Consider the following 15,162-nt stretch of genomic DNA (forward strand, 5'->3'; position numbering starts at 1 on the left):
ATTCAAGCCAATGTTTTCAATTCATAAATATAACAGACCATTCATTAAATGCCTGCTGTTAATCAGCAGTCTATTACCCGTTTCCGGTTGTAAAAAACTGATTTCCATCAATCCTCCAATCAACTCAACCGGTAATGAAACAACTTTTAAAAATGATGCAAATGCTACATCAGCACTTATGTCGGTATATTCATTGCTAATGAGTACCGAGGGAGAAAATGCAACCAATGGCGGTACTACCATTTATGCCGGATTAATGGCCGATGAACTAACACCAACGATTGCGCTTCCTGAATATCCATATTATCAGTTTTATACAAGCCATATAACTTTACAAAATGGAGTATCAGATTTTTTCTGGCGGGATTTGTATAAAACCATTTTTTATGCTAATTCTGTGATGGAAGGCGCTGCAGCTTCTACTTCACCTAATCTTACTGATAGTACAAAAAGACTTATTGCAGGGGAAACCAGGGCAGCAAGAGCATTTTGTTACTATTATCTGATAAATCTGTATGGCCCTGTACCTATGCCGCTGACGAGCGACGTTACACAAACTACAAGATTGAAACGTAGTTCGTTAGAAGATGTTACCAAACAAATGATTGTTGATCTTTCTACTGCGGTTGATTTATTGCCAGAAAATTATAAAGTTTCAGGCGGAGAAAAATTACGCATTAATAAATGGGCTGCAACCGCCCTCCTATCAAGAGCTTATCTCTTCGATCATAAATGGGGAGAAGCTATTGCAACAGCGGATAAAGTTATCAACAGTGGCAAATATAACCTGGCTCCACTTAACAAGGTATTTCAACCAAACAGTGATGAAGCTATCTGGCAATTAAAACTTACCCTAAATGATGCCTTCAGTGGTCTTTATGAACCAGATGATCTTGTTGGAATATTCAGAACAAAGTTTGCCCCTCCAGGTTTTTTTGATGCAATAGTTGAAGATCCGGATTTATTCTCACAAATGGCTGTTATATATTTTCTTGGTAAATATCATCTGACCAATTCCCTGGTAGATGCTTTCGAACCAAATGATCAGCGTAAGCTACAATGGATGGATAGCATTCCTGTTCCGAAGGTTGCACCTTATTATGGCAAAACAATCTATGAATCAGTAAAACATGAAAAATTCATAAATGAAGGAATGGAAACATATGCCCCCCCATACTACAATGTTCTTCGCCTGGCAGAACAATACCTGATCAGAGCAGAAGCGAAAGCACAAATCGGGGATATCAATGGTGCAGCAGAAGATCTGAATATCATCCGCAAGCGTGCCGGATTGCCAAATACAACCGCCACTACAAAAGAGGCTATGCTGACAGCAATTTATCATGAACGTCAGACAGAACTTTTCTGTGAATGGGGTACAAGATTTATTGATCTGAAAAGATTAAACAAAGCAACCGAAGCACTTAGCAAAATTGATTACAAACAACCATGGTCTGATAACTATTTACTCTTACCACTTCCAACAATTGATATTGTTGCTAATCCTGAATTAAAACAAAATACAGGTTATTAATAGTATCGAAATCCCTATACCAGGAAAGCCATACGCAATAGTTCGTATGGCTTTCTCATTTTATTCATTTATAATTTTCTACATCTTCACCGTCCATCATAAAAAAGAGGCAGGTCAATAAGAACTTTATTATTTTTTCCTCCATCTTAAGGCCAGCATTCTTATTTACACTATGGATACAAGAAGAGAATTTCTCAAGAAATCAGCACTACTATCCGGAGCCGCAGGCATTGCCACCATGCTACCTCCCTCCATTCAAAAAGCATTAGCTATTAATCCAGCTCCCGGCAGCACTTTCATTGATGCAGAGCACGTTGTAATTCTCATGCAGGAAAACCGCTCCTTCGATCATTGTTTTGGTTCCTTACAAGGGGTTCGCGGATTCAATGATCCAAGAGCTATACGACTACCTAACGGTAATCCGGTATGGTGCCAGACAGACCAGGATGGTAAAACCTATTCTCCTTTCCGGCTCAACATTAAGGACTCCCGTATAGCCTGGATGGGCGACCTTCCGCACTCCCGCCCCAGTCAGGTAGATTCCTGGAATTTCGGCAAATACGACAACTGGTTATTAGCCAAAAGATCAGGGCATAAAGAATATGCACATATGCCACTGACGCTAGGCTATTATACAAGAGAAGATATTCCATTCAATTATGCTTTAGCTGATGCTTTTACTGTATGCGATCAGAACTTCAGCGCTGCAATGACAAGTACCACACCCAATCGCTCTTTCTTCTGGACAGGTAAAATCTCGCATGAAGAACAGGGTGCAATGAAAGCGCATATACGCAACGACGATTACAGCTACGGAAAACTGGGTTGGACAACCTTCCCTGAACTATTGCAAAAGAATGGTATCAGCTGGAAATTCTATCAGAATGATGTTAGCTGCGGTGGCGGTTTTAAAGGTGAAGAAAGAGCATGGCTCGCCAACTTCGGCTGTAACCTGCTCGAATTCTTCGCTGTCTATAATGTAAAGTTTTCGGATCGTAATGTTAAAAGCCTGATCAATCAGATAGAAACATTACCGGATGAAATCAATAAGATCCAGGAAGCCAGTCCATCTTCTGAAGAAGCAGCCAAAAAAAGCAGAGCAGATATCGCCAAGAAACAGGAAGTACTGGATAATGCTACAGCAGAATTAAAGAAATGGAATAAAGAGAGTTTCGAAAAATTAACAGCCGAACAAAAAGAGCTTTTCAAAAGAGCCTTTGTTATAAATACAGGCGACCCTAACTTCAGGAATATCACCGATCTGAAATATAAAGACGGTAATGAAGATAGAGAGCTTACAGTACCTGCAGGGGATCTGTTCTATCAATTCCGCAAAGATGTGAATGAAGGTAAACTTCCAACTGTATCCTGGTTTTCAAGTCCACAGAATTTTTCTGATCACCCAAGCGCACCTTGGTACGGTGCCTGGTATGTTTCAGAAATCATCGACATTCTCACTAAAAATCCGGAAGTATGGAAGAAAACAATCTTCATTCTTACCTATGATGAAAACGATGGGTACTATGACCACGTTGTTCCATTCTCTATTTGCGATTCCTCAAAACCGGAAACAGGTAAATGTTCTGCCGGTATCGAAACCGAAATAGAGCACGTTAGATTAGAGGCAGAACTAAAACAAGGAGTACCTCCTAAACAAGCCAGGGAGGCTCCTATTGGATTAGGCTACAGAGTGCCACTAGTTGTTGCATCACCTTGGAGCAGAGGTGGTAAAGTATGTTCTGAACTATTTGATCATACCTCTACGCTTCAATTCCTGGAGACTTTCCTCAATCAAAAATTCAAAAAGAAAATTCATTTAGACAATATCAGTCAATGGCGCAGAGCTATTTGTGGTGACCTCACTTCTGTGTTTAGTCCATTTGCCACAGCTTCTGATGCATTACCATTCCTGGATCAGCATAAAACAGTTGAAACAATTTATAATGCTAAGTTCAAAGCACTGCCTGGCAATTATAAAGAACTTTCGAAAAGTGATATTGAAGCAATTGCGCATAACGGGCTTGGTTTACAGGAAAAAGGAACACGTCTATCCTGTGCCTTGCCTTATGAATTGTATGCTGATGCAAAATTAAATTCAAATAAAGTTTTACAGGTAGACTTTAAAGCAGGTAACAAAATATTTGGTAAATCGGCCGCAGGTTCTCCGTTCACTGTCTATTCTGGCAACAAGTATAAAGGTGAACAAAACAGGAACTGGTCATTTGCTGTTAAACCCGGGGATAGTATAAGCTATGATTGGAATATAGATGAATTTGAATCTGGTAATTATCACCTTCACCTGCATGGTCCCAATGGCTTCTTCAGGGAATTTACCGGTAAAGCTATCGACCCTCAGTTAACGGTAAGTGTAGCGCCACAAACAGATAGCAGAGGATCAAAAGCAACCGGCAATATAGCAGTAACATTGCAGAACAACGAGCAGGAAGCACTAACTATTTTAATCAGTGACAATGCCTATGGCAATGCTCCTGTAAGCATAAACCTTGCAGCTAAATCTAATGTTGTAGTATCATTACCACTTACTAAAAGTCAGAGTTGGTACGATTTCAGTGTAGGTGTTAAAGATAATGAGAGTTACAGGAGACGTTATGCAGGTAGAATTGAATCGGGGAAAGTTGGCATTACCGATCCGTTTATGGGAAGAGTATAAAGGAGATATGTTTAGAAATACAAAGGGAGTCTCAATTGTGAGACTCCCTTTTTTCGCCTTTAAAGTTACCGTTTGCTATTTATACTAAATCCAGGATTAGTAGTTAGGATTTTGCTCAAGGTTAGGATTTAAATCCTTCTCGGTTTGAGGAATAGGCCATAGGTAATTACGATCTGCATTGAATACTCTTTTCTCAATGAAAGTACCATCATATTTCAGGATGTTTGCGTTCATAACAATTTCAGCAGCTTTCCATCTACGGATATCATTATAGTACAGACCTTCACCAGCCAATTCAACACGACGTTCGTGACGTATTTCCTGGCGCATTTCTTCCTTACTTAAACCAGCAGGGAAATGAGGCATACCAATACGGTCGCGAAGCCTGTTAAGTGCTGTGTACACTGTTCCATCAGGACCGGCAGCTTCATTCTGTGCTTCAGCATACATCAACAAAATATCAGCAAACCGTAAAACAATAAAATTGATTTCAGACTGACCATCTTTCAAATCTGCTTTATCTTTTGGCGGAGCAATACTATCATAGAGACTATATTTCTTCATACCATAACCAGTTATTGCAAAGCGCTTATTATCAATCTTTGCTCCTTTATAAATGTCGCCCGGAAAAGTAAAGGTACCGGTCAGACGGGGGTCACGGCCTTCATACGGCTTTGCAGGATCATATCCGGATGCCGGATTGGAGATTGGTAAGCCGGTAGATTTCATGTAATACGTATTCGCAAGGTCGAGTAACGGAGCATTGGTATTGTATTGAGTGCAGATAAGATCGAAAGAACTACCTTGTTTTGGAAACAAGTACTGCACATCAAAAATAACTTCCTTGTTATTTTCATTTGCCTGATAAAACAAACTTCTATAGTCGGTGAACAGATCATAACCGGTTCCACTCAAATCCATTACTGCTTTAGCAGCAGCGGCAGCGGCTGCCCATTTGGCATTTTCTTTGGTTGTATTAAACAAGTCGCTGGCTTCGTACAACAACACTCTTGCTTTCAGAGCCATAGCAGCACCTTTAGTAGCGCGACCAATATCTCCGCCTGTATATTTTACAGGTAACATATTTGCAGCACTATCCAAATCTTCGATCACCTGCTTAACTACCAGTTCTCTGGCAGTTCTTGGTAATTTACCATGTTTATCATTATCTGGTGCTTCGAGGATTAATGGTACACCACCGTAGTAACTAGCCAGGGTGAAGTAGTAAAGTCCTCTTAAGAACCTTGCTTCACCTTTCATTTTTCTAACAGCAGCAGGGTCCATACCTGGTACGCCATCAACTCTATCCAACAGGGTATTGCAACGTCCTACCCCGGTATAAGCATCCTTATATCTGTTCACAACAATACCACCAGTACTTGAACTAACGGCACCACTTGCAACTGTGTTAAAACTATAGGAGTCTGTCTGATTATATGCATTTGGCGATAAGGTTTCATCCCACAATGCAGTAGCATTGTTAGAACCTTTTCCACCATACATACCATCGTTACGCAATACACTATAGCAACTTACAAGTCCGGCTGCCGCAGCTTCAGGTGTACGCCAGAAGGTTTCTTCGGTATAACGGTCATGTGGTTCTGTATTCAACAAACTTTTATTACATCCTGTAGCCAGGTAACCTGTACAGGCCAAAAGCACATATATTTTTTTAATATTTTTCATGATTGTTTGAATTAGAAGGTTACGTTAATCCCACCATTAAATGTCTTCAACATTGGATAAGTGTACAGGTTAGTCGAATTCATGATAGACTCAGGATCGAAGTCTTTGAATGGAGAGAAAGTCAACAGATTTTCAGCGTTAATGAAAACGCTTACTTTCTGAATCTTAGCTCTTGAAACTAGTTTCTCAGGTAAAGCATAACCAAGTTGAATATTGCGCATACGCAGGTAAGAAACATCTCTTAGCCAAAAAGTTGAGCGCTGGTAATTGTCAACCCCCAGTGTACTGGTAGTTACTATAGGTAATTTTGCATTTGGATTTTCAGGTGTCCAGGCATCAGTTAACCACTCCTTAGTAGCATTAGCGCCATTGTTGAATGGGAAAATAAGGTTGGCAGTTGGTAAAGCCTTGATACCGGCAACACCCTGAAACGCAGTACTTAAGGCAAATCCTTTATAACCTACTGTAAAGCCAAAAGCATAGTTAAACTTAGGAATTAGTGAAGAAGACTTAATGGCAACCCGATCATCTCCGTTAATAATTCCATCAGGTTTGTTGTCTTTAGTTGGCTGATCTTTATATTTGATATACCCAGGAATAGTTTTAGGACTTTGGTAAGCATGATTAGCTACTTCGTCTGCCGATTGAAATAGTCCTTCTGATTCAAGAATATAAAATGCATTTACAGGATATCCTTGTTTCAGGATAGTACCATCAGAAAAATAGATCACTTCATCACCAAGCTTAGTAACTTCATTATAGTTGTAAGCAGCATTTCCGTATAGAGTCAGGCTGACGTTTCCGATTTTATCATTGTATTGGGCAGTAAATTCAATACCCTTGTTAATCATACCACCCAAATTTTTAATAGGGCCCCCTAAACCACCAACCTGTGCGGGAATATTAATCTGGCGGAGCATACCAATAGTATTTCTGTGATATGCATCTAAAGACAATGCGATTTTGTTTTTAAAGATATTTACATCAACACCAATGTTGGCGGTAACTGTTCTTTCCCAGCGCATATTTGGATCAGCATCTGTTAACATAGCTGCTCCTGAATTAATTGTACCATTGAAACTATAATCCTGCCCAGGTTTTACTGTTCTTGTGTAGCTGTATAAATCGATATTTTGCATACCCATTGCGCCATAAGAGCTTCGAAGTTTCAGGAAGGTAACAAAGTCGCTGTTAAAAAATGCTTCTTTATCTACACGCCATCCTACTTCTGCAGATGGGAAATTCATCCAGCGGGTATTAATTCCTAAACGGCTGGAACCATCGCTACGATCAGTGAATTGAAAAAAGTAACGACCATCATAATCGTAGTTGAAACGTCCGAAGTATGATTCCAATACGTCAGCGGTTGGTTTACCGGATGTAGCATTCCAGGTATTTCCGGCATCAAAAGCATCGAGTGTTCCATCGAGGTAGCCATAGTAGCTTGTTGCCCAGGTATCTGTAGCAAAATTATTATAGGAAGCACCGATCATAGCAGACAAATTATGTTTGCCGAAAGTGCGTACCCAGTCTACTGTATTGAAGAAAGTAATGTTCAGATCATTGTAATCATTTTTCGCAGCACGAGGAGCAGTAGCAGGACTATTCCAGTTGATAAACTCTGTAGTTTTTTTAGGATTCCAGGTTTGCATACGTGGAGTAAAACCACTTAACATTCCATCATATTTATCCACACCAAACTTAGCAGAATATTTCAGATCAAATGGCAATTTGTATTCTAAGGAAATAGTGCTGAGGAAACGCTGTACTACCTTTGTTTGTAAACCGTTGAAAGCCAGCATGCGTGGATTTTCCCAGTTATTACGTCCGGCAGTTCTCAACCAGGAATTACCATAGCGGCCATCAGCCAAGGTATCCGTCAGGATAGGCAATGCACGTGCAAGGTAGTTCCAGGAATCGGTATAAAAAGGTTGGGTATAGTTACGATAGTAACCAGTAAGCGTAGCTCCTACTTTCAAACGTTTGGTTACATCAGCAGAAATATTAACTCCTAAAGAGTATTTTTTCTCATGGTTACCAGGTCCGAATAAAATTCCATCTCTATCTAAATAACCGAGGGATAAACGATATTGATATTTATCGGCACCCCCAGAAACGCTGAGATCATGTTTCGACATTGTTCCATCTTTCAATGCGATATCGTACCAGTTATTAGCAGGGTGTATGGATCTTTAGCCATACCATTTATATATTCCTCAATATCCGCCGCAGCATACTCGTCTGGTTTTCCTTCATTATTCAGCGCTTTATTCTTAAGCTTCATATAAGCGATAGGGTCATCAATTACATCAGGGATATAAGTAGCACGCTGGCGACCATAGTTATAGCTATAATCTACCTTTGATCTGCCCTTTCCTTTTTTGGTTGTAACCATGATAACCCCATTTGCACCTTTGGAGCCCATGATGGCAGCAGAAGCATCTTTCAGTACAGTGATAGATTCGATATCATTAGGATTCAATTCATCCATTGAATATTCTACCCCATCAACCAATACTAAAGGAGCGGCACCATTTACAGAACCGATACCTCGAATGCGGATAGTACTTCTATCTACACCCGGTTGGCTGTTACTCAGGTTTACAGATAAACCAGGTACTCCATGCAATGCATTACTTACGTTGGTGATAGGCTGACCTTCTTTTTCTTTCATTGAAACGGTGGTAATGGCGCCAGTTACAGAAACTTTCTTCTGGGTACCATAACCTACTACAACAACGTCGTTGAGTTTCTGAATATCTTCACTTAAAGTGATCTGTATAGGTTTGGAAGCATCAGCTTTCAATTCTTTAGTGAGATATCCGATATAAGTTACTTTTAACGTGGCGCCTGCAGGTACATCCAATTTGAATTTACCATCAGCATCGGTACTAACTCCTTTGGTAGTACCTAAAATCTGAATACTAACTCCGATGAGTGGAGTACCGGATTCAGAGACAACGCGGCCGGTTACAGGAATACCTTGTGCGTATAGAGAGAATTGCCCTAACGTTACCGAAAGAAAAAGCAATAGCATTGCTACCTGTTTGCACAGGCGCATTCGAAACAAAGATTTCATTTAGATAATTTTAGATTACTGTAGAAAAGTGATTTTGGTTAAAGCCCTGCTTCATGGAATTTGTTTGGATAATCACTGATGATACCATCTACCCCCATACTACGAAGACGTTTCATTTCTTCAACCGTTTGTACAGTCCATGGTACGATGGTAATTTTCTTATCGTGGCATTTTTTAACCAGATCAGCTGTTACCATTTCGTAAGCGGGATTGTAGAAAAACGGTGTAAATCCGAGTTGTTCGAGATGTTGTTCAAAAGTGTGTTTCTTATCTGATGTAAGGAAGCCCAGTTTAATAGATGGATATTTCCGATGCATCACTTGCAGTGGGCGTATATCAAACGATTGCACAAATAGTCTGTTGCCCAGTGTTTTCAATTGTTTCACTGCCATCATCTTTTCGATATATTCTTCCGGAGAGGGTTGTTCTACCCCATCAGTTTTTTCGGAAGATTTTATTTCAAGCAGATAGTTAGCCGGAGGTAAGTGATTCTTCCTGGTATATGCTTCTACAGAATCTATCATTTCAGACAACAGAGGAGCATAGCTACGCATGCGTTGTTGTTCTGGAAATGCAGGATAGGGTTTTTCACCAATGATAAATTTTCTGATATCGCTGTAGTTCATCTGGTAAAATGTCCACTTCGCTCTTTCTGCTGAGGGAATATCTTTACCATCGGGCATGGTAGTATACGATGGGGTAAAAGAAGCATCGTGATACACTACAACTTGTTTGTCTTTGGTGATATGAATATCGAATTCAATTGTGTTGGCTCCTACATCGAGCCCTTTGTACATAGCGGGAATTGTGTTCTCAGGCATAAGTCCGCGGGTGCCACGATGTCCTACTTTAAATACAGCAGGAGTGGAACCCTGGTGGGCCGACTTAATAGTTTTACATGCTGCAAATAAAGTGCAGGCAGATAAAGCCACAACTGCCAGAGACAGGTGTTTGGTTGTTTGCATGGTCGTTTCCGTAAATTATAAGCGTTAAGTATCAGTTTCCGTTATAGATACATAAGCATGGTTTCCGTTTAGGAACCGGCCTTTACTAACCGGTTCCTGCTTCTTATTAATGAATAGCCAAATACAGTATAGCAGCCAAAACAGCACCACATACAGGCCCCAGCACTGGAACCCAGGCATAACTCCAGTCGCTGTGGGTCTTGCCCTTGATTGGCAATAACTGGTGCATGATGCGAGGCCCAAGATCTCTTGCCGGATTAATGGCATAACCGGTAGTTCCACCCAAAGCAAGGCCTATAGCCCAAACCAGGAAAGCAACAGGAATAGCCCCCAGTGATCCCATACCAATTGGGAGGTTACCACCTTCCGTAGTGGCCATTGCAGGATCGGCAAAATAGAAAATGGTGAACAGCAGTACGAAAGTGCCGGTAACTTCGCAGATGAAGTTTCGGGCAATATTTCGTATAGCCGGCTCCGTGCAGAAAGCAGCTCTTTGCGCTCCGCCATCTTCTGTGATATCGAAATGGTCTTTATAGTTAATCCATACCAGGGAAGTACCGGTCATTGCACCTAATAATTGTGCAAAAATGTAGGTTGGTACATCAGCCCAGGCAAATTTGTGAGCAACAGCCATAGCAATAGTAACAGCAGGATTCAGATGCGCGCCGCTAAACTGTCCGGAGATGACAACTCCTACAAATACAGCTAAAGCCCATGCAGTGGTAATAACAATCCATCCGCTATTATTGCCCTTTGTTTTATTTAAAACTACATTGGCTACCACCCCATTACCAATCAGGATGAGAATTGCAGTGCCAATAAATTCAGCGAGAAAAGGAGACATTAGACTTGATTTTAAAATGAATTAAAGTTGAGCCCAGGTTTTAGCTGTAGCAATTGCTTTATTCCAGCCCTCAATCCATTGCTTACGCTGAGCGGCATCGCCGTCAGGAGTAAAGCATTTCTCCATATTCCACTGGCTGCGTATTTCTTCCAGGTTTTGCCAGTAACCAACAGCCAGGCCAGCCAGATAGGCAGCGCCCAGAGCAGTGGTTTCAGTGATTCCCGGACGAACTACTTTAGTTTGCAGGATATCTGCCTGGAACTGCATCAGGAGGTTATTTCCGGTAGCGCCACCGTCTACACGGAGTTCTTTAATTTCAAGATTTGCATCAGCTTCCATTGCTTTCAAAACGTCCATAGTCTGATAAGCAATACTTTCCAAAGCAGCGCGGGCAATATGTCCGGAGTTGGTACCTCTGGTCATACCCACCAGCGTACCGCGGGCATGCTGATCCCAATGTGGAGCACCTAACCCGGCAAAAGCAGGAACCAGGTATACACCATCATTTTGTTGTACGCTGGCTGCCAATGCCTCAACTTCAGAAGAAGAGCGGATAATACCTAATCCATCTCTCAGCCATTGAACAACGGCACCGGCAATAAAGATGCTGCCTTCCAATGCATAATTGATTTCCCCATTTACTTTCCAAGCAACGGTTGTCAGCAAATTATTCTTGCTGATAATTGGTTGTTTGCCGATGTTCATCAACATAAAACATCCGGTACCATAGGTATTCTTAACCATTCCCGGAGCCACACACATCTGGCCAAAAAGGGCAGCATGCTGATCACCGGCTACGCCAGCAACAGGGATTTGAGCTGCAAATACGCCTTGAGCAGTATGGCCATAAACGGCGCTCGATTCATTTACAACGGGAAGAACAGAAGCAGGAATATCGAGGAGGTTCAGTAATTCTTCATCCCATTGTTGGGTATGAATATTAAACAGCATGGTACGGGAAGCATTTGTGACATCGGTTGCATGTACCTGCCCGTGAGTAAGGTTCCAGGTAAGCCAGCTATCTACAGTACCGAAAGCAAGTTTACCCTGATTTGCCTTTTCTCTTGCGCCTTCCACGTTATCGAGGATCCATTTGATTTTTGTACCAGAGAAGTAGGCGTCGATTACCAGACCTGTTTTTTCTCTGACCAATGTTTCATTACCGGCAGCCTTCAGGCTATCGCAGAAAGAAGCAGTACGGCGGTCTTGCCATACAATAGCATTGTAGACAGGTTTGCCGGTTTCCCGATCCCAAACAATGGTAGTTTCGCGCTGGTTAGTGATTCCGATGGCGGCAACATTACCTCCTTCCAATCCGGCTTTTGCTAAAGCCTCAGTGGCTACGCCGATCTGGCTACTCCAGATTTCGGTTGGGTCATGTTCTACCCATCCTGGTTGCGGGAAGATCTGAGTAAATTCTTTTTGCGCCACGGAAACCAGTGTTCCTGCTTTATCAAAGATAATTGCACGGGAACTGGTAGTTCCCTGATCCAGCGCCATAACGTATTTGTTCATGATTTTCTATTTCGTGGATATTACTATGAGCTTATTTAGTTGGCATTAATTTAAAAATAGGTATTGCTACACTCAAGCAGTCATAGGAGCTTGTTTCATGTGTTCACTGTTCAACAGATAATGTTTGGCCATTTCAGTAAAAGATTGAACCTGTTGTTCCTGCCAGGTCAGATCTTTACCATTTTCAGCAGCCATTAGGGCTGCCACTTTAGGAGCCATTTCGATAGCAGCAGCAGCGTCCAGGAATAAGGCCCTTAATCTTCTTGCCAGCACATCTTCTACAGTAATAGCCATTTCATATTTAACTGCCCAGATTACCTGTGCATTCAAATAAGGTAATGCAGCATGCAGTCTTTCACTCATTTGCGGATTACGTACCATAAATGCTTCAATTTCAGCGGCATCGCAACCATAAACATCTAATGGAACGGGAGCCAGTTTGCCCTGACTGTAGCCATGAATACGCAATGTTTTAGTGGCACAGTTTACAGACATGAGTCCACCGGTTTCAATAGCAGTATTTACAACATCTTCAGCCATTCTGCGGAAGGTAGTCCATTTTCCACCGGTGATGGTGATGAGGCCAGAATCGGCTATCAGTATTTTATGACTTCTGGAAATTTCTTTAGTGCTACCTGTATTTTTTTGAGGAGCTGCCAGAGGTCTTAGTCCGGCAAAGACGCTCAACACATCACTACGTTGAGGCGCTTTCGTTAGATACTGGCCGGCAGTATTCAGGATAAAGTTAATTTCTTCTTCGAGCGCAACAGGTTCGAGGCTATGCTGATCCAACGGTGTATCGGTAGTACCGAGCAATACTTTATTATGCCATGGAACGGCGAATAGCACGCGGCCGTCAGATGTTTTAGGGATCATGATAGCGCTGGTACTATCGAGGAAAGAAGCATCGAGTACGAGGTGAACACCCTGACTGGGCCTAACCATGTTAGGAGCGGTAGGGTTATCCATTTGTAAGACCTCATCTACGAATACGCCGGTGGCATTGATAACTGTTTTACCTCTAAGTTTGTAAAGTTCACCGGTTTCCAGGTCTTCGGCCCATACGCCATTTACTTTACCATTATCTTTTTCCAGGGCTTTCACCTTACAATAATTGATCAGAACTGCGCCATTTTCTGCGGCAGTTTGAGCAATATTGATAGCTAATCTGGCATCGTCGAACTGGCCATCGTGATACACAATTCCACCTTTGAGGCCTTTGCTTTGAATATTAGGGAATCGTTTAATTACTTCTGCTTTGCTGATATGCATAGATTTTCCCAGGCTAAGTTTACCGGAGAGCAGGTCATAGATTTTGAGTCCGATTGTATAAAAAGGGCCATCGAACCAATTGTATTGTGGAATAACGAATTGTTGATTATGTGCCAGGTGCGGGGCATTGGCTAATAATAAACCTCTTTCGTAGAGGGCTTCTCTAACCAGGGCAATGTCGCCTTGTGCCAGGTATCTTACTCCTCCGTGTACCAATTTAGTACTTCTGCTGGAAGTGCCTTTAGCAAAATCGGCTTGTTCTAACAGGATAGTTTTAAAACCTCTTTTGGCTGCGTCCATGGCGATACCTAAACCGGTGGCGCCACCGCCGATGATAATCATGTCCCAGCTTTTCGAAACTGACTGCCTGATCTGCTGTATCGATTCGATTCTCTTCATTTTATTGAGCGATGTACTTTTTTTTGATTTCGGTTGCTTGGCTGATTATTACAAATAATAATAAAAAGAAACAATTCGAAACCAAATTAGAAAATAAAACGAAAAGCCAAAAAAAATTTGGATGATAGGCAACAAAAATTTCAACAAAAAATTTAATTTATTGATTATAAATTATTTAAATACATTAAAAAAATTCAATGCAATCAGAATACGGTTTCATTTACTTTCTTTATGAATCGTATGTTCATTGTTTTAGGCGTTAATTAATTACTAAATTCTAGCTTTCATCAAGCAAAATGAAACTAAATGGCAATATTTGTAAGCCAAAAGTTTCGAATCGTAAATACCAGGAAAAAAAATACCTGATGAGGTTTTTATAAGTTAATTTTACGTTATGTCTATGATCAATATTGCTGAACGTCATAAGTATATTTTAGATAAACTACATGAGAAGGGATATGTGAATGTGCTGGAGCTGTGTAAAGATTTAGATGTTTCCGGAGTAACAATTCGAAAGGATTTGAAATTGCTGGAAGATAAGGCCTTGTTATTCAGATCCCATGGAGGAGCAACCATTCATAATCCTTATACCAATGATAAACCTGTCAATGAAAAAGCCAATATCCGAAAGGAAGACAAATCTGCTATTGGCCTTGCAGGTGCCGCATTAATTGATCCTAACGATGCCATCATCATTGCTTCGGGTACTACCGTACATTTTCTGGCCAAACATATTCAACCCCGTGGTAACCTCACCGTTATAACCGGGGCGCTTAATGTGGCTATGGAGTTATTAAGACATTCCGACATTGAAGTAATACAGTTAGGTGGTCAACTACGCAATAGTTCTACTTCTGTAACCGGCCCGTATGCCGAAAAGATTTTAGAAGACTTTAGCTGTAGTAAACTATTTCTGGGAGTTGATGGAATAGATCTGGAATTTGGATTAACTACCACGAATATACTGGAAGCCCATCTGAACCAAAAAATGATCAACACAGTTCAAAAAACTATTGTACTGGCCGATTCCTCCAAATTTGGGAAACGTGGATTTGGCAGAATATGCGGATTGGAAGATGTGGATGAAATAATAACCGACAGCGGAATCCCCTCTCATATTGTAAAACAATTGGAAGATATGGGCGTAAAAGTTACCATTGTCCAATCTTGATAACATTACGAATTTGATATCTACCT

10 protein-coding genes are annotated in these 15,162 nt (G+C 41.2%); 3 read left to right on the plus strand and 7 right to left on the minus strand.

Translation table 11 applies throughout. From position 1 onward, the window contains the following. Window positions 1–10: 10 nt before the first annotated feature. Window positions 11–1,534: a RagB/SusD family nutrient uptake outer membrane protein gene (locus tag DVR12_RS26660; RefSeq protein WP_116978870.1), complete on the plus strand. Its 1,524-nt coding sequence runs from the start codon at window positions 11–13 to the stop codon at window positions 1,532–1,534. A gap of 172 nt (window positions 1,535–1,706) precedes the next feature. Beyond that, window positions 1,707–4,205 (plus strand): phosphocholine-specific phospholipase C, encoded by a 2,499-nt coding sequence (locus DVR12_RS26665; RefSeq protein WP_116978871.1) that lies wholly within the window; start codon window positions 1,707–1,709, stop codon window positions 4,203–4,205. Window positions 4,206–4,301: 96 nt separating this feature from the next. On the opposite strand, the gene DVR12_RS26670 is transcribed toward DVR12_RS26665, so the two are convergent. The 7 genes from DVR12_RS26670 to DVR12_RS26700 all read right to left on the minus strand — a co-directional run bounded on the left by DVR12_RS26670 (window position 4,302) and on the right by DVR12_RS26700 (window position 13,965). Next, window positions 4,302–5,891 carry a RagB/SusD family nutrient uptake outer membrane protein gene (locus DVR12_RS26670; protein ID WP_116978872.1) on the minus strand — a complete coding sequence of 530 codons (1,590 nt, stop codon included), beginning with the start codon at window positions 5,889–5,891 and terminating at the stop codon, window positions 4,302–4,304. An 11-nt stretch (window positions 5,892–5,902) separates the two neighbouring features. After that, on the minus strand, window positions 5,903–8,029 hold the full coding sequence (locus DVR12_RS26675) for a SusC/RagA family TonB-linked outer membrane protein (protein WP_147323546.1): 2,127 nt from the start codon (window positions 8,027–8,029) through the stop codon (window positions 5,903–5,905). An 11-nt stretch (window positions 8,030–8,040) separates the two neighbouring features. Next, window positions 8,041–8,970, minus strand: a complete 930-nt coding sequence (locus DVR12_RS26680; RefSeq protein ID WP_116978874.1) for a TonB-dependent receptor plug domain-containing protein — start codon at window positions 8,968–8,970, stop codon at window positions 8,041–8,043. Between the two features lie 38 nt (window positions 8,971–9,008). After that, a complete protein-coding gene (locus tag DVR12_RS26685; RefSeq protein ID WP_116978875.1) occupies window positions 9,009–9,935 on the minus strand; it encodes a glycerophosphodiester phosphodiesterase family protein in 927 nt (308 codons plus the stop codon). 106 nt (window positions 9,936–10,041) lie between these two features. After that, window positions 10,042–10,779, minus strand: a complete 738-nt coding sequence (locus tag DVR12_RS26690; protein ID WP_116978876.1) for an MIP/aquaporin family protein — start codon at window positions 10,777–10,779, stop codon at window positions 10,042–10,044. A 21-nt stretch (window positions 10,780–10,800) separates the two neighbouring features. After that, window positions 10,801–12,294, minus strand: a complete 1,494-nt coding sequence (gene glpK, locus DVR12_RS26695; protein ID WP_233522471.1) for a glycerol kinase GlpK — start codon at window positions 12,292–12,294, stop codon at window positions 10,801–10,803. A 72-nt stretch (window positions 12,295–12,366) separates the two neighbouring features. Next, a complete protein-coding gene (locus DVR12_RS26700; RefSeq protein ID WP_116978878.1) occupies window positions 12,367–13,965 on the minus strand; it encodes a glycerol-3-phosphate dehydrogenase/oxidase in 1,599 nt (532 codons plus the stop codon). A gap of 394 nt (window positions 13,966–14,359) precedes the next feature. On the opposite strand from DVR12_RS26700, the gene DVR12_RS26705 reads away from it, so the two are divergent. Next, complete coding sequence (locus tag DVR12_RS26705) at window positions 14,360–15,136, plus strand: DeoR/GlpR family DNA-binding transcription regulator (protein ID WP_317126782.1); 777 nt, start codon at window positions 14,360–14,362, stop codon at window positions 15,134–15,136. The last annotated feature ends 26 nt before the right edge of the window (window positions 15,137–15,162 follow it).

The sequence above is a fragment of the Chitinophaga silvatica genome (genome assembly GCF_003419895.1).
GTDB classification, from domain to species: Bacteria; Bacteroidota; Bacteroidia; order Chitinophagales; family Chitinophagaceae; genus Chitinophaga; species Chitinophaga silvatica.